The sequence below is a fragment of the Bacteroides sp. PHL 2737 genome, assembly GCF_004115325.2.
Classification (GTDB): domain Bacteria; phylum Bacteroidota; class Bacteroidia; order Bacteroidales; family Bacteroidaceae; genus Bacteroides; species Bacteroides hominis.
Genome location: NZ_CP040630.1, coordinates 1,563,411 through 1,580,656, shown reverse-complemented (window position 1 = coordinate 1,580,656; position 17,246 = coordinate 1,563,411). Strand labels below are relative to the sequence as shown.

General features: G+C 48.3%; 24 protein-coding genes. 15 read left to right on the top strand and 9 right to left on the bottom strand.

Features of this window, described 5'->3' with window-relative positions; genetic code table 11:
• The first annotated feature begins 29 nt into the window (after positions 1-29).
• The 9 genes from traK to DBK98_RS23590 all read left to right on the top strand — a co-directional run bounded on the left by traK (position 30) and on the right by DBK98_RS23590 (position 6,288).
• Positions 30-653: a conjugative transposon protein TraK gene (traK, locus tag DBK98_RS06645; protein ID WP_004291519.1), complete on the top strand. Its 624-nt coding sequence runs from the start codon at positions 30-32 to the stop codon at positions 651-653.
• 6 nt (positions 654-659) lie between these two features.
• Positions 660-968: a TraL conjugative transposon family protein gene (locus DBK98_RS06640; RefSeq protein ID WP_004291520.1), complete on the top strand. Its 309-nt coding sequence runs from the start codon at positions 660-662 to the stop codon at positions 966-968.
• Positions 949-2,301 (top strand): conjugative transposon protein TraM, encoded by a 1,353-nt coding sequence (traM, locus tag DBK98_RS06635; RefSeq protein ID WP_004291521.1) that lies wholly within the window; start codon positions 949-951, stop codon positions 2,299-2,301. Before DBK98_RS06640 ends, traM begins: the two co-directional genes overlap by 20 nt.
• A gap of 34 nt (positions 2,302-2,335) precedes the next feature.
• Positions 2,336-3,322 (top strand): conjugative transposon protein TraN, encoded by a 987-nt coding sequence (gene traN, locus DBK98_RS06630; RefSeq protein WP_004291522.1) that lies wholly within the window; start codon positions 2,336-2,338, stop codon positions 3,320-3,322.
• A gap of 2 nt (positions 3,323-3,324) precedes the next feature.
• Positions 3,325-3,900: a conjugal transfer protein TraO gene (locus DBK98_RS06625; RefSeq protein WP_004291523.1), complete on the top strand. Its 576-nt coding sequence runs from the start codon at positions 3,325-3,327 to the stop codon at positions 3,898-3,900.
• Between the two features lie 7 nt (positions 3,901-3,907).
• Positions 3,908-4,810: a toprim domain-containing protein gene (locus DBK98_RS06620; protein WP_004291524.1), complete on the top strand. Its 903-nt coding sequence runs from the start codon at positions 3,908-3,910 to the stop codon at positions 4,808-4,810.
• Positions 4,807-5,310 (top strand): DUF3872 domain-containing protein, encoded by a 504-nt coding sequence (locus DBK98_RS06615; RefSeq protein WP_004291525.1) that lies wholly within the window; start codon positions 4,807-4,809, stop codon positions 5,308-5,310. The genes DBK98_RS06620 and DBK98_RS06615 overlap by 4 nt, the downstream gene beginning before the upstream one ends.
• Positions 5,307-5,834 (top strand): hypothetical protein, encoded by a 528-nt coding sequence (locus tag DBK98_RS06610; protein ID WP_004291526.1) that lies wholly within the window; start codon positions 5,307-5,309, stop codon positions 5,832-5,834. The genes DBK98_RS06615 and DBK98_RS06610 overlap by 4 nt, the downstream gene beginning before the upstream one ends.
• Before the next feature lie 64 nt (positions 5,835-5,898).
• Positions 5,899-6,288 (top strand): hypothetical protein, encoded by a 390-nt coding sequence (locus DBK98_RS23590; RefSeq protein WP_004291527.1) that lies wholly within the window; start codon positions 5,899-5,901, stop codon positions 6,286-6,288.
• Between the two features lie 33 nt (positions 6,289-6,321).
• Here the strand turns inward: DBK98_RS23590 and DBK98_RS06595 are convergent, their stop codons facing one another.
• The 9 genes from DBK98_RS06595 to DBK98_RS23585 form a co-directional block, all read right to left on the bottom strand.
• On the bottom strand, positions 6,322-6,630 hold the full coding sequence (locus DBK98_RS06595; protein WP_004304290.1) for a hypothetical protein: 309 nt from the start codon (positions 6,628-6,630) through the stop codon (positions 6,322-6,324).
• A 53-nt stretch (positions 6,631-6,683) separates the two neighbouring features.
• Positions 6,684-6,986, bottom strand: coding sequence for a hypothetical protein (locus DBK98_RS06590; protein ID WP_005783104.1), 303 nt, complete (start codon positions 6,984-6,986; stop codon positions 6,684-6,686).
• Complete coding sequence (locus DBK98_RS06585; RefSeq protein ID WP_004304291.1) at positions 6,926-7,159, bottom strand: DUF3873 domain-containing protein; 234 nt, start codon at positions 7,157-7,159, stop codon at positions 6,926-6,928. The genes DBK98_RS06590 and DBK98_RS06585 overlap by 61 nt, the downstream gene beginning before the upstream one ends.
• Positions 7,160-7,178: 19 nt before the next feature.
• Complete coding sequence (locus tag DBK98_RS06580) at positions 7,179-7,436, bottom strand: hypothetical protein (protein ID WP_004291531.1); 258 nt, start codon at positions 7,434-7,436, stop codon at positions 7,179-7,181.
• A gap of 24 nt (positions 7,437-7,460) precedes the next feature.
• Complete coding sequence (locus tag DBK98_RS06575; protein WP_004291532.1) at positions 7,461-8,792, bottom strand: PcfJ domain-containing protein; 1,332 nt, start codon at positions 8,790-8,792, stop codon at positions 7,461-7,463.
• Positions 8,789-9,205 (bottom strand): PcfK-like family protein, encoded by a 417-nt coding sequence (locus DBK98_RS06570; protein ID WP_004291533.1) that lies wholly within the window; start codon positions 9,203-9,205, stop codon positions 8,789-8,791. The genes DBK98_RS06575 and DBK98_RS06570 overlap by 4 nt, the downstream gene beginning before the upstream one ends.
• A gap of 13 nt (positions 9,206-9,218) precedes the next feature.
• A complete protein-coding gene (locus tag DBK98_RS06565) occupies positions 9,219-9,440 on the bottom strand; it encodes a hypothetical protein (RefSeq protein WP_004291534.1) in 222 nt (73 codons plus the stop codon).
• Between the two features lie 11 nt (positions 9,441-9,451).
• Entirely contained in the window at positions 9,452-9,667 is a 216-nt protein-coding gene (locus tag DBK98_RS06560; protein WP_004291535.1) for a hypothetical protein, read from the bottom strand.
• Positions 9,668-9,828: 161 nt separating this feature from the next.
• Positions 9,829-10,239, bottom strand: coding sequence for a hypothetical protein (locus tag DBK98_RS23585; protein WP_004291538.1), 411 nt, complete (start codon positions 10,237-10,239; stop codon positions 9,829-9,831).
• A 106-nt stretch (positions 10,240-10,345) separates the two neighbouring features.
• Between DBK98_RS23585 and DBK98_RS23580 the strand changes: the two genes are divergently transcribed.
• The 6 genes from DBK98_RS23580 to DBK98_RS06530 all read left to right on the top strand — a co-directional run bounded on the left by DBK98_RS23580 (position 10,346) and on the right by DBK98_RS06530 (position 17,193).
• A complete protein-coding gene (locus DBK98_RS23580) occupies positions 10,346-10,558 on the top strand; it encodes a hypothetical protein (RefSeq protein WP_007567577.1) in 213 nt (70 codons plus the stop codon).
• Positions 10,559-10,718: 160 nt separating this feature from the next.
• Complete coding sequence (ribD, locus tag DBK98_RS06550; protein WP_032535394.1) at positions 10,719-11,759, top strand: bifunctional diaminohydroxyphosphoribosylaminopyrimidine deaminase/5-amino-6-(5-phosphoribosylamino)uracil reductase RibD; 1,041 nt, start codon at positions 10,719-10,721, stop codon at positions 11,757-11,759.
• A 138-nt stretch (positions 11,760-11,897) separates the two neighbouring features.
• Positions 11,898-13,250: a DUF6242 domain-containing protein gene (locus tag DBK98_RS06545; RefSeq protein ID WP_005810773.1), complete on the top strand. Its 1,353-nt coding sequence runs from the start codon at positions 11,898-11,900 to the stop codon at positions 13,248-13,250.
• A gap of 8 nt (positions 13,251-13,258) precedes the next feature.
• Complete coding sequence (locus DBK98_RS06540; protein WP_005778944.1) at positions 13,259-13,993, top strand: isoprenyl transferase; 735 nt, start codon at positions 13,259-13,261, stop codon at positions 13,991-13,993.
• Between the two features lie 23 nt (positions 13,994-14,016).
• Positions 14,017-16,653: an outer membrane protein assembly factor BamA gene (gene bamA, locus DBK98_RS06535; RefSeq protein WP_005778946.1), complete on the top strand. Its 2,637-nt coding sequence runs from the start codon at positions 14,017-14,019 to the stop codon at positions 16,651-16,653.
• Between the two features lie 24 nt (positions 16,654-16,677).
• Positions 16,678-17,193 (top strand): OmpH family outer membrane protein, encoded by a 516-nt coding sequence (locus tag DBK98_RS06530; protein ID WP_005778948.1) that lies wholly within the window; start codon positions 16,678-16,680, stop codon positions 17,191-17,193.
• Positions 17,194-17,246: the final 53 nt, after the last annotated feature.

Sequence of the window (17,246 nt, the reverse complement as noted above, 5' to 3'; positions counted from 1 at the left end):
AATGTGCAATCATAAATTGGAAAATATAAATGGAATTCAAATCACTTAGAAACATCGAATCGTCGTTCAGGCAGATACGCCTGTTCGGTATCGTCTTCCTCTCGCTGTGCGCCGTGGTGACGGTGTGGAGCGTGTGGAACTCCTACCGTTTCGCAGAGAAGCAACGGGAGAAAATCTATGTGCTGGACAACGGCAAGAGCCTGATGCTCGCCTTGTCTCAGGATTTGTCGCAGAACCGCCCGGCGGAGGCACGGGAACATGTGCGCCGTTTCCACGAGATGTTCTTCACGCTATCACCTGAAAAAAGCGCGATTGAACACAACGTGAAACGTGCCTTGCTGCTGGCGGACAAGAGCGTGTACCACTATTATTCGGACTTCGCGGAGAAGGGGTACTACAACCGCATCATCGCCGGGAACATCAACCAAGTGCTGAAGGTGGACAGCGTGGTGTGCGACTTCAACGCCTATCCCTACCGTGCCGTGACCTACGCCACACAGAAAATCATCCGGCAGAGCAACGTCACCGAGCGCAGCCTCGTGACCACCTGCCGCCTGCTGAACGCATCGCGGTCGGATGACAACCCGAACGGTTTTACCATCGAGGGTTTCACCATCATTGAGAACAAGGATTTACAGACTATCAAACGGTAACAGGACATGAAAAGTATCAGAAAATCAATGTGGGGCATGTATTGGAAACTCCACGACAAACGGAAACGCTTGGCGGCAAGTCTCAAAGGGTATCTGGACGGCTTGCCGCCGGAAACACGCCGCCGCATCGTGCTGGGGATGTTCGCCGCCTTCGCGGTGCTTGCCCTTTACACCTTCGGCAGAGCCGTCTATGACATCGGCAGGAACGACGGCTCACATATGGAAACGGGACACGCCGGACGGGTGGAACTGCCGACCCCGGCGGAAACAGGCAATCACTTAACACCTTATTTATATGGAACAGACAAAGAATGAACCGACGAAAGAGAACAAAGCTGCTCCCGAAACGGGGAAACCGAAAAAGGAGCGCGAACCGCTGACAGAGGCGCAACGGCTGAAACGGCAGAAGATGATCGTGCTGCCCGCTATGGTGTTGGTGTTCATCGGGGCGATGTGGCTGATATTCGCCCCGTCCTCCGGCAAGGAGCAACCGCCGGGAACGGACGGATACAACACCGAGATGCCCGACGCTGACAAGGCGAACCGGCAGATTATCGGCGACAAGCTGAAAGCCTACGAGCATGGGGAGATGGAAGAGCGTCAGGAGAGCCGCAACCGTGCCATCGGGCAGCTGGGCGACATGTTCGACCGCGAGATAGCGGGAACGGAGAACGGAGTGGACTTCGACCTCGCCAATCCGGGCGGCAAGGAAGAAAGGGCAAAGCCAGCCACGCCGCAGACCATCCAGTCCTCCGCAGCCGCCTACCGTGACCTGAACGCCACGCTCGGAAACTTCTACGACCAGCCGAAAAACGACAATGCGGAGATGGACGAATTGTTGGAGCGCATCGCATCGCTGGAGTCGGAACTGGAAAGCGAGAGGGGCAAGGCTTCCTCTATGGACGAGCAGGTGGCTCTTATGGAGAAGTCCTACGAGCTGGCGGCAAAGTACATGGGCGGTCAGAACGGAGGACAGCCATCGGCGGAACAGAGGGCAGAGCCAACTACCGTGCAGAAAGGGAAGAAGAACAAGGCAATGCCTATCAGACAGGTGGAGCATCAAGTAGTTTCTTCACTCTCACAGCCTATGAGTAACGCGGAGTTTGTCGCCGCCTTATCGCAGGAACGCAACCGGGGTTTCAACACGGCTGTCGGCACGGCGGAGGTATTGGACAGGAACACCATACCGGCGTGCGTGCATGGGGCGCAGAGCGTGACGGACGGGCAGACGGTAAGGCTGCGCCTGCTGGAGCCTATGGCGGTGGCAGGCAGGACAATACCCCGGGGTGCGGTGGTGGTCGGCACGGGCAAGATACAGGGTGAGCGGCTCGACATCGAGATTACCTCGCTGGAATACGACGGCACGATTATCCCCGTGGAGCTTGCGGTCTATGACACGGACGGACAGCCCGGCATCTTCATCCCGAACTCGATGGAGATGAACGCCGTCCGGGAGGTCGCCGCCAACATGGGCGGCTCGCTGGGAAGCAGCATCAACATCTCCACCAATGCCGGGGCGCAGCTCGCCTCCGACTTGGGCAAGGGGCTGATACAAGGCACGAGCCAGTACATCGCCAAAAAGATGCGAACCGTCAAGGTGCATCTGAAAGCCGGGTACAGGGTCATGCTTTACCAAGAAAAATATTGAAAACAATAAAAATTACCACTAAAATCCAAAAGTAATGAGAAAAGTAATCATCATGTTTGCCCTCGCTATGGGCATCATAACTGCCAACGCGCAGGAGAATGTAACCGTTGAAACGACCAACGGAAGTGAACAACCGACCTTGACGAAGGAGGTCTATCCGCAGAAGGAGGCGGACGGCGACCTATATCACGGGCTGTCACGCAAGCTGACCTTCGACCGCATGATACCGCCGCACGGTCTGGAAGTGACCTACGACAAGACCGTCCACGTCATTTTTCCGGCGGAGGTGCGCTATGTCGATTTAGGCTCGCCCGACCTGATTGCCGGGAAAGCCGACGGAGCGGAGAACATCATCCGTGTGAAGGCTACCGTAAGGAATTTTCCCAACGAAACGAATATGTCCGTCATCACGGAGGACGGCAGTTTCTACACCTTCAACGTGAAGTACGCCGCCGAACCGCTGTTGCTCAACGTGGAGATGTGCGACTTCATCCATGACGGCAGCACGGTGAACCGCCCGAACAACGCGCAGGAAATCTATCTGAAAGAGCTGGGCAGCGAAAGCCCGATGCTGGTGCGCCTTATCATGAAGTCCATCCACAAACAGAACAAGCGCGAGGTGAAGCATATCGGCTGCAAGCGTTTCGGCATCCAATACCTGTTGAAAGGCATCTACACGCACAACGGCTTGCTTTATTTCCACACGGAGATAAAGAACCAGAGCAACGTGCCTTTCGATGTGGACTACATCACTTGGAAAATCGTGGACAAGAAGGTTGCGAAGCGTACTGCCGTGCAGGAGCAGATTATTCTGCCGCTCCGCGCGCAGAACTACGCCACCCTCGTGCCGGGCAAAAAGAGCGAGCGCACGGTCTTCACGATGGCGAAGTTCACCATCCCCGATGACAAGTGCCTCGTGGTGGAATTGAACGAGAAGAACGGCGGCCGTCACCAGTCCTTCGTGATTGAGAACGAGGATTTGGTACGCGCGGGTACCATCAACGAACTTCAAGTACGCTGACCATGAGAAAGTACATCGCAATAATCATCGCGTCGCTTGCCCTTTTTACAGGGCAGGCGCACGCCCAGCGGTGTCTGCCGAAGATGCAGGGCATCGAGGTGAGGGCGGACATGGCGGACGGCTTCAATCTCGGCGGCAAGGACGGCGGGTACAGCTTCGGGGCGGCTCTCTCCACCTACACGAAGAAGGGGAACAAGTGGGTGTTCGGTGGCGAATACCTGTTGAAGAACAATCCCTACAAGGACACCAAGATACCCGTGGCGCAGTTCACGGCGGAGGGCGGCTATTACTTCAAGATACTGTCGGACGCCCGAAAGATTGTTTTCGTCTATGCCGGGGCTTCGGCTCTCGCCGGATATGAGGCGGTAAATTGGGGGAAGAAGGTGCTGCATGACGGCTCCACGCTGCACGACCGGGACGCCTTCATCTACGGCGGTGCGCTGACGCTCGATGTGGAGTGTTACGTGGCAGACCGTATCGCCCTGCTTGCCAACCTGCGGGAGCGTTGCCTTTGGGGTGGCGACACACGGAAGTTCCACACGCAGTTCGGGGTCGGTATCAAGTTCATCATCAACTGACACGGGCATGGAAAGGACGGAAATAGATGCTGTCAGAAGGATGCCGCTTGCGGATTTTCTCGCACGGCTGGGGCATGAGCCTGTCAGAAGGAGCGGTAACGAGCTGTGGTATCTTGCCCCGTACAGGGGCGAGCGCACATCCTCTTTCCGTGTGAACGTGGCGAAACAGCTCTGGTACGACTTCGGTTTGGGCAAGGGCGGCGACATCTTCACGCTTGCCGGGGAGTTTCTGCAAAGCGATGACTTCATGAAGCAAGCGAAGTTCATAGCGGAAGCCGCCAATATGACGGTTGCCGGATGGGAAAAGCCCGTCTATCTCTCGAAGCCGACCGAATCCGTTTTTGAGGATGTGGAGGTCGCTCCGCTGCTCCGCTCACTGCTGACGGAGTATTTAGAGGAACGGGGCATCCCTTACGCCATCGCATCCCGTCACTGCTGCCGCTTGAACTACGGTGTGCGTGGGAAACGGTATTTTGCCGTTGGCTTTCCGAACATGGCAGGTGGCTATGAAGTCAGAAGCCGATATTTCAAGGGTTGCATACCTCCGAAGTCTGTATCACTGGTAAAGGCGAATGACATCCCGGCTGACGAGTGCCTCGTGTTCGAGGGCTTCATGGACTTTCTCTCTGCCGTGACGCTTGGTGTAACCGGTAACGCTGACTGTCTTGTGCTGAACTCAGTCGCCAACGTGGAGAAGGCGGCGGGATTGCTGGACGGATACGGGCGCATCGGCTGCTTCCTCGACCGTGACGAAGCCGGACGGCGGACGCTTGCCGCACTTACCATGCGATACGGGGAACGTGTCACCGACCGTTCCTCCCTCTATGACGGTTGCAAGGACTTGAACGAGTACCTGCAACTGACAACGAAAAAACAGAAAAACAACCATCTAAAAATCGAAGAACAATGAACATACTGAACAACAGAAACAAGAGAACATCAATATTCAAGGCAGTGGCGTTATGCCTGATAGCCGCCATGTCATTCACCCTCGTGTCATGTGACGATGACATGGACATCCAGCAGTCCTATCCCTTCACGGTGGAGGTCATGCCCGTGCCGAACAAGGTAGTAAAGGGGCAGACAGTGGAAATCCGCTGTGAACTGAAAAAGGAGGGCGACTTTTCGGGTACGCTCTATACCATCCGCTATTTCCAGTTCGAGGGGGAAGGCTCGCTCAAAATGGATAACGGCATCACCTTCCTGCCTAACGACCGCTACCTGCTGGAGAACGAAAAATTCCGCCTGTACTACACGGCGGCGGGTGATGAGGCGCATAATTTCATCGTGGTGGTGGAGGATAACTTTAGCAACTCCTACGAACTGGAATTTGACTTCAACAACAGGAATGTAAAGGACGACGATCTTACCATCGTTCCCATCGGCAACTTCAGCCCCTTGTTGAAATGATGCGTGTATTCATGACAATGCTCTGTTCACTTCTGACGGTCTGTTCTGTGTCCGCGCAGATCAGCCGCCAAGAGGGAACGGACGGGCAGGCGGCAATCTACCGACTGCCGCTTATGGAACGTGCTTTTTTATGCTGCCGCTACTTTGAAGGCTGGCACTCAGAAAAACACTACCCATACGTCGGTTGGGGTCACAAACTTTTGCCAAACGAGAAGTATTCGGCACGAACCATGACAAAACGGGATGCGGATGAACTTTTGCGGAAAGACCTGCGCAAATTTGTCGCCATGTTCCGTAAATTCGGGGTTGATTCGATTTTGCTTGGCACGTTAGCTTACAATGTGGGACCGGCGAAGCTGTTAGGCAGCAAAACAATCCCCAAAAGCACCTTAATCAAGAAGCTGGAAGCTGGTGACAGGAACATCTACCGTGAGTATATAGCCTTCTGCAACTACAAAGGAAAACGCCACGCCATGCTGCTCAAACGGAGAAAGGCGGAGTTTGCGCTGTTGTATATCCCATAAAAGGACTGACAAAACTGGCAAAAGACGTGCCATATTTAACTTGGCACGTCTTTTGCTCTATCACTTGATAGATTATCGTAGGATTTTCTCGTTAATTGACATCGTTGAGCCATTTTTGCCTATCGGTTTCCAAATAACACTTCAAGTTGTAAGTGTTGTGAGAGCAATACAAAACATAGTTATTAACCATAAAAAGTATAGCGAAATTATGAAGAAAGTATTTAGGAAAATTCAGAAAGGAACAACAAAAATGATTGAACGTATCAAATCGTTGGGGGAAATGGAGACGAAGCAGAAATGTGTAGTTCAACGGTTCGAGATTATCATTCCCCTCCACCAAAAAATAACGACCCAATATATAGCCTCCGCAAGTTTTACTTGCGGATTTTTTAGTTATCGCAGATTGGACAAAGGTTTCTTTGCTACTTTCTTTGTCCGCCATCATGCTCACTGAAAGAAAGTAGGGCGGCTCTCGCCGCCCCGCCACTCAAAAGCGTGTGTAAAGTCCCGTCACCATCGTGAACATTTCCTCCAGCATATCAAAATAGATACCCTCGTGTACGGCAATGTCCTTTGTCTTGCACTCAAAGGTCTTTTTGCTGAACGTCCTGCGGTAGAAGCGCATATTGTAGAGGTCTGCCCCTTCGTCATAGATGATGTCAAGGCGGTTGGCACTTGTTTTGTTCCTTGCAAGGCTCATCCGTAAGCCGTTGCCCATATCTATGAAATCACGGCTACCTGTCATGGCGGTGAAGCGTTTTCCGCCTATCTGCTGTAATATCGTCTTGGCTATCATATCTTTTGTTTTTAGGGTTTTAAGTATTGGCGGTGCGGACACCGCCATCCCGTTCAAAATTCTCGCATTTCGGAAATGGGGGTCTGCCGTTGTAGCCACTCTTTCACACATTCCATATTGTACTCGCTCGTGATGACTGCCGTATGGCTGTCGGTGGCGGTGAAACGTGTGCTTTCGTAATCATCTATCCACCCCTTGAGGGTGTCCGTTCCCCACGCTCCGGTATCGTCAAAGATACCGTCCAATGCCGTGATAGGTTCGCTGAACTTGACTATCAGCGTTTGATAGGTCGTGTTCATAGTCTGTCCTCCTTTCCCTTCTTTGCGTTCAGCCACTTGTCCCGTGCGGCTCGGCACTCGTCCAACGTGGGTTTGACACAAGAGAACAATTCTCTGTCTATGGGGTGGCGGTAGTCGTACTGCACAAGTGTCCGCCTGCGTCTTCCGATACCCGATTGGAAACGCTCGTATTTCTCCGTACCTGCTTCCGCGCAGGTGCTTACTCCGTTGATGGTCATTCGTGTTGTCATAATGTTGCTTTTTAGATGGTTAAAAATGTACTGACAGAACTCTGTTCTTCATCACCATTTCGGGGTTGCTTGTGTAGCGTTGGTGCAGGTAGAAATGGTGTGAGCCGAAGCCGTAAAGGAAAAACTTGTCAAGTTCGTGCTTCTCGGCAAACTCCTTTACGCTCTTTCTCAATTCCCCCTCACTCGTTGTGAGAGTGAGGAGGTTCACAAATTCAAGGAACATCGTGGGGATTGCATCATCCCACACACAAATCATACTTTCAATTCTTACTTCCATATCAATGTTGTTTTAGGGGTTATGCTATGCCGCTTTCATCCGCTCACGGATAAGGTTGGCGTTCTTGTTCACAAGGTCTATGATGCGCTCGTGATATTCGGTGTCCTGGTTGTGCTTGCCGTGGCACTGCACCACTTCGAGGGTTCGCAAGTCCACCTCTACGGTTTCAATAATCTCATCGCCAATCCTTGCCGATAGTATGAGGGTGTCGGCTTTCTTGTAGTATCCACTGCCAAACACGCAGATGCCCTGCGTCTTGCCCTCGTTGTAATACTCGTCTATGCTTTCAAGCACCTTGACGATTATTTCCTCGTCCGTGATTACCAAGCCGAAGAATTTGGATTTGTTGGCGATGAAATCCTCCGCATCTTTCTTTCGTTGGAGTTGTCGCTGTTGCTCACGCTCACGCCTTTCAATCTCCCAACGGCGTTGCTCTGCGGCTCTTTCCTTCTCGTGTATGGCTTCAATTTTTCGGGTTGCGTTGTCGTGTGCCGCCATGAAATCTTCGGGACAGATGTTCTTCGGGTTACGGAGGTCTTGACCGAGTTTTTTGAGCATACGCAGATAGTCGCACCACATTGAGAGGTTGTCTATCTGATACTTGTGACGCTTGGCAATCAGATATGATGCCCAACATTCATCGGCAGTACGGGTATTGAAAAGAAAGTGTTTCATGACCTCAATCTCACCGCCTTTCATAAGGGTTTCAATTCTTGGGTCTGAAAGCAAGGCTTTGAAAAGACGCACGGGGGAGATGCCGTGGAAATCGCCCTTGAAGCCGTTACGTCTGAGTTGGGGCAATATCCTCATCTTTGGATATGCACAGCTTCTTGCCACCACATCATCGTATAGGCTGTTGTGCGGTCTTACCTCCATATCGCTGCCTAATGCCCACACATCGCAATAGCAGAAAAGGAAGCCACGGAGCAACGCCATGTCCGTAACCTTGCCGTCGGGTGAAATCCAACGCTGCACGACCTCGTGGCAGTAGAAACGCATCGGTTCGCCTTTCCTGCTCTCGCATCTGACCTGCGCCACGCGGATTACCTGATACCCTTTGCAGGTGGTTATCACGCTGAAATTCTGCGTTTCCTTGTAGATGCGTCTGCGTGTGTCCTGCACTTTGAGTTCGGCATGGCATTTGGGGCAGGTGCAGCCTTCAAGGGTGTCGCATAGTCCGCTGTCGCTGTGCCACTCGTGACCGCAGTCGGAACAGGTGATGTTCCCTTTCTTGGTGCGGTAGCCGATATGCTCAACGCAGTGGCGGTATGCCCAATCTATTTGTGTCGCTGATATGGGGCGAAGGTTGGCGGAAAGTCTTGCCACCTCTTTCTGTATCTTGGTCTTCGGTTTCATAAGCCTAAATCAAATAATGAGGGTTGGGGTTGGTTTTCTTTTCTCGCTGACGGTCTGTGGCGGTTCTGCAACTTGCGGAGTTCCTCCTCTTGGTATTTGCGGACAGCGTTCTGACGTGCCTCCGCCTTTTCCTCTGCCGTGAGTTTCACAACGTGGTTCACAACCACTTGGCAGTCCATCGGTTTGCCCACCTCTATCTCGTTTTCCTCATAGTAGTGGATGGCTTGCCCGAATATCTCTCCGTCCGTGAAACCGTTGCAACCGCTTTTCTGCACATAGTTCAGAATGTGGGTCACGCACTCGTCCATGTTCTTGGCAGGGTTGCGGTACTTCTTTGCAAATAGCGCATCTTCCTCCGCACGCTGTTCCAAGTACATATATATCGTTCTCTTGAAATGGTCTGTTCCTTTCATATCGCTGTCATTTTTAGATTATCTGTTTCAGTATCTCTCTCCAATAGGTCGGCTCTACCTCGCTGAGAAGGAAGTCCATGAAATCCCTCCGTGCGTCCTTGTTCAGTTCGTGGTACAATCTTCGGAAAGTTTCAAAATTGCCGTTGATGTACGTTTCCACCATATACACGAAGATGTTGTCCACCTCGTAATATCTGCACTGCTGCGCTGCCGTCTTGCTGTTTCTTTTTGCCATGTCGGTAAGGGTTAAAGGGTGAATAACCAAAGGATGAAGCCAAAGAAGGCAATGGTGGAAAGGATAGCCACGATTACACCTATCGCCACTCGGAACACTCCGTTTACAATCTCTCTGATGATGCCCCAAAGGATGCCGAACACCCCGAAGGCGGTGCGCATCATCAAGCCGCATATCGCCAACCCGATGTGTTGCGCCATTTGTCTGAAATTTGCCGTTGCCGTCATATCTTCGCTGTTTTTGATTTTTTTGTTTTTAATGCGGATTCAAGAGCTGAGGGAGTTGAGTTTCAAACTATCTTATCTGCCTCTCGTTTATCCGACATTTTTTTTATGCGTCTTTCTGTCGCATCGGTCGTTTTCGTTTCGGGTGCTTGAAAAGGTAGGGATTAGGGAATGCAAGGTTTTTCGGTCAAAATACTACCCGCAGGGCTGGAGATTTTTACCGAAAACAGGAGGCTTGACCTTGCTTTCCCGTCCAATCCCGGAATTACCTTTGCGCCCAGAACGAAAATGACTGACTGATGCGGCTTACTGAAAGGCGCAAAATGGAGGTAAACGAAAACAGAGGCAGATTGTGTAGAAAAAAACTTCAGGGGAAAATCCGTAAAAAAAAGAATCACCAAAAGGAAAAAGACATCACCGGAAGCGTGAAAAGGGCAAACCACAACAAAGGAAGTATGATTGTTTCCGATCCGACGGAACTTGTTCAGCCGGGTGGCAACAATCATTCTTCCCGGTTTGTCCGGCTGTGTGTGGGCGCCTGTTTCATTCATGGGGCAGGCTGACACACTCTGCATTCACTTTCCGCTTCCGGCAAAAGAGACAGCGAAAAAAGAAAAATCATTTGAAAACCCGTAAAAGCACCTCTTGGCATAGGCGCAAAAGAAAGGGGCATTGCTTCATCTGTCTAAACATCGTTTAGGCGTGAGGCAATGCCCTTTTCTCCAGCTATGCGGTAGTCGGCACACGTTTGTTCCAAACTCGTTTTGGGCAATGGTGTGCCGACGGACAATACCGCTTTTACGGAAAATTCTTATGAATGAGGGGATAAAAAACGGGAGTTTATATCAAAATCTCGAATTAAATAGCTACTTTTGCATACGAAGAGTTCTTTGAAGGTTACGCAACGCGCAGAAGGATAATGCAGTAGATAACTAACTAAATCGTAACCTATTACTATCAAGAGCAATTAACCTACGCTCATTTCCAATAAATTACACTCTTTTCGTAACTTCGGCATGCAAAAATACAAATAATATAGCTATAAGCCTAAAAGATGGAAGAAGAAAAATACATGAGACGTTGCATCCAATTGGCAAGAAACGGTCTTTGCAACGTATCTCCCAACCCAATGGTGGGGGCCGTCATCGTATGTGATGAACAAATCATCGGCGAAGGTTATCATGTCCGTTGTGGAGAAGCCCATGCCGAAGTCAACGCTATCCGTTCTGTTAAAGACTCCTCTTTACTGAAACGCAGTACTATATACGTAAGCCTTGAGCCTTGTTCCCATCATGGAAAGACACCTCCCTGTGCTGACCTAATCATAGAAAAGCAAATTCCCAAAATCGTAATCGGTTGCCAGGACCCATTTTCCAAAGTTGCGGGTAAAGGCATCCAAAAATTACGGAATGCCGGACGTGAGGTCATAGTGGGAGTCCTGGAAAAGGAGTGCCGCGAACTTATACGGAAATTCATCACCTTCCACACCCTTCATCGCCCTTATATTGTTTTAAAATGGGCAGAATCGGCTGATGGCTTCATCGACTTAGAGCGTACAGAAGGACATCCTGTGCTATTATCCACTCCCCTCACTTCCATGTTGGTACATAAAAAAAGAGCAGAATCGGATGCTATCATGGTAGGTACCCGAACAGCATTATTAGACGATCCGGCATTAACTGTACGTCACTGGTACGGGCATAACCCGGCACGCATAGCTCTGGACCGTAATCATTCGCTTCCTCAGACTTCACACCTTTTAGATGGCAGTGTGCCTACACTCATTTTTACGGAATGCCACCGCCCCGGTAAAAAGAATCTGGAATATATCCCCTTGGACTATCAAACAGATATTCTGCCACAAATACTGGCAACCCTCTATCAGCGTAATCTACAATCCTTGATGGTCGAAGGAGGCAAGATATTGCTGGAATCATTTATCTGCTCCGGAATATGGGATGAAATTATTATAGAAAGAAGCGACAAACGGCTTTATTCCGGTGTTAAAGCACCTGAAATAAGCGATAAAATTAGTTATTCAGAAGAAAAACATTTCGCTACAACCTTCAGGCATTACTTAAAGAGAAATACTTAAATTCGCAGCATTCAGGGAGTTTTATATCGACAAAATCGAGCAGATTATCTATAATTTTATATAAAACTTCCCTTCAATGTTCAATATAGAGAAAAATGTTCCTATTTTTGCAACTTGTAAATAAACACAATCTTTCAAATGAGAATAAAGTTTTTATCAGTAATTGTAAGTTTCTTCCTTGTATCGTTTGCCGTTACTTCGTGCCTTGACACTGAAGAAATTGAATACAGCCCGGATGCTACCATACATGCATTTGCACTTGATACCGTACATGGGGTAAACTATAAATTTACAATAGATCAATTTGGGCCTGACGGAGTTGGACTTATTTATAACCAGGATTCACTGCCTGTGGGCTCCGATACAATTATTGACCGTATTCTTATAAAACTAACCACAGCGTCTGGAATAGTCACGGCTAAAAACGCAGAGGGTCAGGACACCTTGTTTAATTACTCCGACTCTATAGACCTCAGGGGCACTATGGAAAAGCCCATGAGAATAAAGGTATGGGCCGCGGATATGCAATATACCAAAGAGTACACCATTTCAGTGCGCGTACACCGACAGGATCCGGACTCCATGAACTGGACTAAAATGACAGATAACTTTGCTAACTACAGTGGGTATCAGAAGTCCGTAATTCTGGGTGAAGACATTCTTGTGTATACATCAAACACTACTGCCTACAAATCATCAGGAGACGTAATCAACAAAGGAAGAAGTTGGACACAGGTATCTGTTACCGGTCTTCCGGAAAACATAAAACTCTCTTCCCTCATTGCTTTTGGTGAAAAATTGTATGCCACAAACGGTGAGAAAGTATATGTTTCTTCAGATGGGGCATCATGGAGTCTTGCAACCGATTTGAATAAAAACGGTAAAGTAGAGATGCTGATCGCCCCTTTCCCCAAGAATGAGGGCAATCTGCTGGATATCTCCGGAATTGCCGGTATTATTAATAATGGTAGTCAATCTACATTTGCGATAAGCAATTCTGAAGCAACCACATGGAATATCAGTCCAGAAGAAGTCGGATCTGACTTCCCGCTGGATAATTTGTCAGCAACTTCTTATCTCAATGCTACAGGAATACAGACGATAGCCGTAATGGGCAATAATCGCAATGCAAGCGATACAACTTCGGTGGCCTGGAGTTCACAGGACGGTTTACTTTGGATTCCTTTAAAAACGTCATCGACCACTGCCTATTGTCCGAAGCTCGACAAACCGTCTTTCTTCTATTATGGCAACGCTTTCTGGGCATTCGGAGGAAAGTTCGAAACGATCTACACATCGGAAGCAGGACTTGCCTGGTATAAAGCCGATAAGAAAATCTTCTTACCGACTGAATTCAAAGACAGAGGGAACAACTACTCTACTGTAGTGGACAAAGATAACTTTATCTGGGTAATATGGAGTAACGGCGATGCCAACGAAGTATGGCGTGGACGACTTAATAAATTTGGTTTTGCCAGACAGAACAAATAATTAAAGAAATGTCCTATAAAGAACAAATAGATTTAAACCGGATACCTAAGCATGTAGCCATTATCATGGACGGTAACGGACGATGGGCCAAACAACGCGGACGCGAACGTAGTTTTGGACATCAGGCCGGAGCCGAAACTGTGCATATCATCACTGAAGAGGCAGCCAGGTTAGGAGTCAAATTCCTTACCTTATATACCTTTTCAACCGAAAACTGGAACCGGCCATCGGACGAAGTCGCTGCATTGATGAGCCTCCTATTCGACTCTATCGAAGAGGAAACATTTATGAAAAACAATATAAGTTTCCGTATCATCGGAGACATCAACAAACTACCCGAAAATGTACGGAAGCGCTTGAATGCCTGTGTCGAACGTACTTCCAAAAACACAGGAATGTGTCTGGTACTTGCTCTCAGTTATTCTGCCAGATGGGAAATAACCGAGGCCGCACGGCAGATTGCCACATTGGTTCAGAAAGGAGAAATGACTCCTGAAGAAATTACTTCGGAAAGCATCCAGACGCATCTGACAACCAATTTCATGCCCGATCCGGACCTCTTAATCCGTACAGGCGGAGAGATTCGTTTAAGCAACTATCTACTTTGGCAATGTGCTTATTCGGAGCTTTATTTTTGTGAAACCTTCTGGCCAGACTTTAAGGAAGAAGAATTGCACAAAGCTATCTGTGACTACCAGAGACGCGAACGCAGATTCGGAAAGACCAGCGAACAAATCAGTTAACTCAAAACTTAATTATAACATAAATGCATTATCGTATTTCCTTCATATTCGTAACGTTTATCAGCCTGTTTTGCTTTGCATTGCCGGGCGTAGCACAAGATGCTAACACTGACGAATCAAAACCCGTTATCATGTATTCCGGGACACCGAAAAAATATGAAATAGCCGACATCAAGGTCGAAGGTGTCAAGAACTACGAAGATTATGTTCTTATCGGACTGTCCGGACTTTCTGTAGGACAAACTATTACCGTACCGGGTGATGAGATCACGGGGGCAATCAAACGCTACTGGCGTCACGGTCTGTTCTCCAACGTGTCAATCACAGCCGAAAAGATAGAAGGCAATAAAATCTGGCTGAAGATCAGTCTGACTCAACGTCCGCGCATTTCAGACATACGCTATCACGGTGTGAAAAAGTCGGAGCGTGAAGACCTACAGACCAAACTGGGTATGATAAAAGGCAGTCAGATCACTCCTAATCTGGTGGACCGTGCAAAGGTTTTAAGTAAACGCTATTTCGACGATAAAGGATTTAAGAATGCAGAAATAACCATCACTCAAAGAGATGATCCTGCAAATGAAAATCAAGTATTGGTCGACATAGATATCGATAAGAAAGAAAAGGTAAAAGTCCATGCCATTACTTTTGCCGGTAACCATGCTATCAAAACATCGAAGCTGAAACGTGTGATGAAGAAAACAAACGAAAAGGGAAAACTGCTGAACTTGTTCCGCACCAAGAAGTTTGTTAATGAGAAGTATGAAGAGGACAAGCAACTGATTATTGATAAGTACAACGAACTGGGTTATCGCGATGCACGTATCGTGAAAGACAGCGTATCCAAATTTGACGATAAAACGGTAGATGTATACATTGAATTGGAGGAAGGCGATAAATACTACCTTCGCAACGTAACATGGGTGGGTAACACTCTTTATCCCTCAGAACAACTGAACTTTATGCTCCGCATGAAGAAAGGAGATGTATACAACCAGAAATTGCTGAATGAACGTTTGTCAACCGATGAAGACGCTATCGGTAACCTCTATTACAACAATGGTTATCTGTTCTACACGTTAGATCCGGTAGAAGTGAATATCGACAACGACTCTATCGACTTGGAGATGAGAATCTACGAAGGCCGGCAAGCCAGCATCAATAAGATCAAGATCAATGGTAATGACCGTTTGTACGAAAACGTTGTTCGCCGTGAACTCCGTACCCGCCCGGGCGAGTTGTTCAGCCGTGAGGACCTGATGCGTTCTATGCGTGAGATCCAACAAATGGGACACTTTGACCCGGAAAACATCAAACCGGATATTCAGCCGGACCAAGTGAACGGAACGGTAGATATTGCCTATGATCTGGTATCCAAAGCAAATGACCAGGTAGAGTTCTCTGCCGGTTGGGGACAGACGGGTGTTATCGGTAAATTAAGTTTGAAATTTACGAACTTCTCTTTGGCAAACCTATTGCACCCGGGAGAAAACTATCGTGGTATCCTGCCTCAGGGTGACGGACAGACACTGACCATCAGCGGACAGACCAATGCACAATACTATCAGCAGTATAGCATTTCGTTCTTTGATCCCTGGTTCGGAGGTAAACGTCCGAATTCATTCTCCCTGTCGGCATTCTTCTCAGTTCAGACTGATATCAGCAGCCGTTACTATAACTCAAGCTACTATAACAATTACTACAACAGTTATTACAGCGGCTTAGGCGGTTACGGTATGTACAATTATGGTAACTATAACAACTACGAAAACTATTATGACCCTGACAAGTCAATCAAAATGTGGGGTCTGTCAGCAGGTTGGGGAAAACGCTTGAACTGGCCGGATGACTACTTCCAGCTTTCAGCCGAGCTTTCTTATCAAAGATATATCTTGAAAGACTGGCAGTACTTCCCGGTAACTAACGGTAAATGTAACGACTTAAGCATCGGCTTGACATTGGCACGTGCTTCTTACGATAACCCGATTTATCCGCGTAGTGGTTCAGACTTCTCTCTGTCTGTACAGTTCACACCGCCTTACTCACTGTTCGACGGAGTAGACTACAGTAAATATAACGAGTACAACCAGAACGATATGAACAAAATGCACAAATGGGTAGAATACCATAAGTGGAAGTTCAAAGCAAAAACATATATTCCGTTGCTGAACCCGACAACCGTGAAAAAGACTCCGGTGCTGATGACACGTGTGGAATTCGGTATATTGGGCCACTACAACAAATATAAGAAATCTCCGTTCGGTACATTTGACGTCGGTGGTGACGGTATGACCGGATATTCAAGCTATGCAACCGAGAGTGTCGCCCTTCGTGGTTACGAAAACAGTTCGTTAACTCCGTACCGTGGACAGGAAGGATATGCCTACACTCGTATCGGATTTGAATTAAGATATCCGCTGATGCTGGAAACAAGTACCAATATTTATGCGTTAACATTCCTGGAAGCCGGTAATGCATGGCATGATGTGAAGAACTTCAATCCGTTCGACCTGAAACGTTCGGCCGGTGTAGGTGTCCGCATCTTCCTCCCGATGATCGGTATGATGGGTATCGACTGGGCATACGGTTTCGACAAAGTACTTGGCGACAAGAGCGCAGGCGGAAGCAGATTCCACTTCGTATTGGGTCAGGAATTCTAATTGTTTCATTAAAAACTAAGCGTTATGAAAAAGTCTGTTCTATTTATCATCTTGCTGTTTGCCGTAGGTATGACAGCTCAAGCACAAAAGTTTGCTCTGATCGATATGGAGTATATCCTGAAGAACATTCCGGCTTACGAACGTGCCAACGAACAATTGAACCAAGCCACCAAACAATGGCAGGGTGAAGTCGAAGTATTGGCAAAGGAAGCACAAACCATGTTTAAAGAATATCAAGCTGCATCTGCAAAGCTGACGGCTGCGCAGAAAACTCAAAAAGAAGATGCCATCGTAGAAAAAGAAAAGGCTGCCTCAGAGTTGAAACGGAAGTACTTTGGTCCCGAAGGCGAGCTTTTTAAGAAGAGAGAAGAACTGATGAAGCCCATTCAGGATGAAATATACAATGCAGTAAAAGTAGTAGCCGAAGAAAACGGCTACGCTGTAGTAGTGGACAGAGCCTCAGCTTCGAGCATTATTTTTGCCACTCCGCGCATTGATGTGAGCAATGAAGTGCTGGCGAAATTAGGATATTCAAATTAATTTCATACATTTGCAGCCGATAACTAAAAAGTAATCATTCAAATAAATAATAG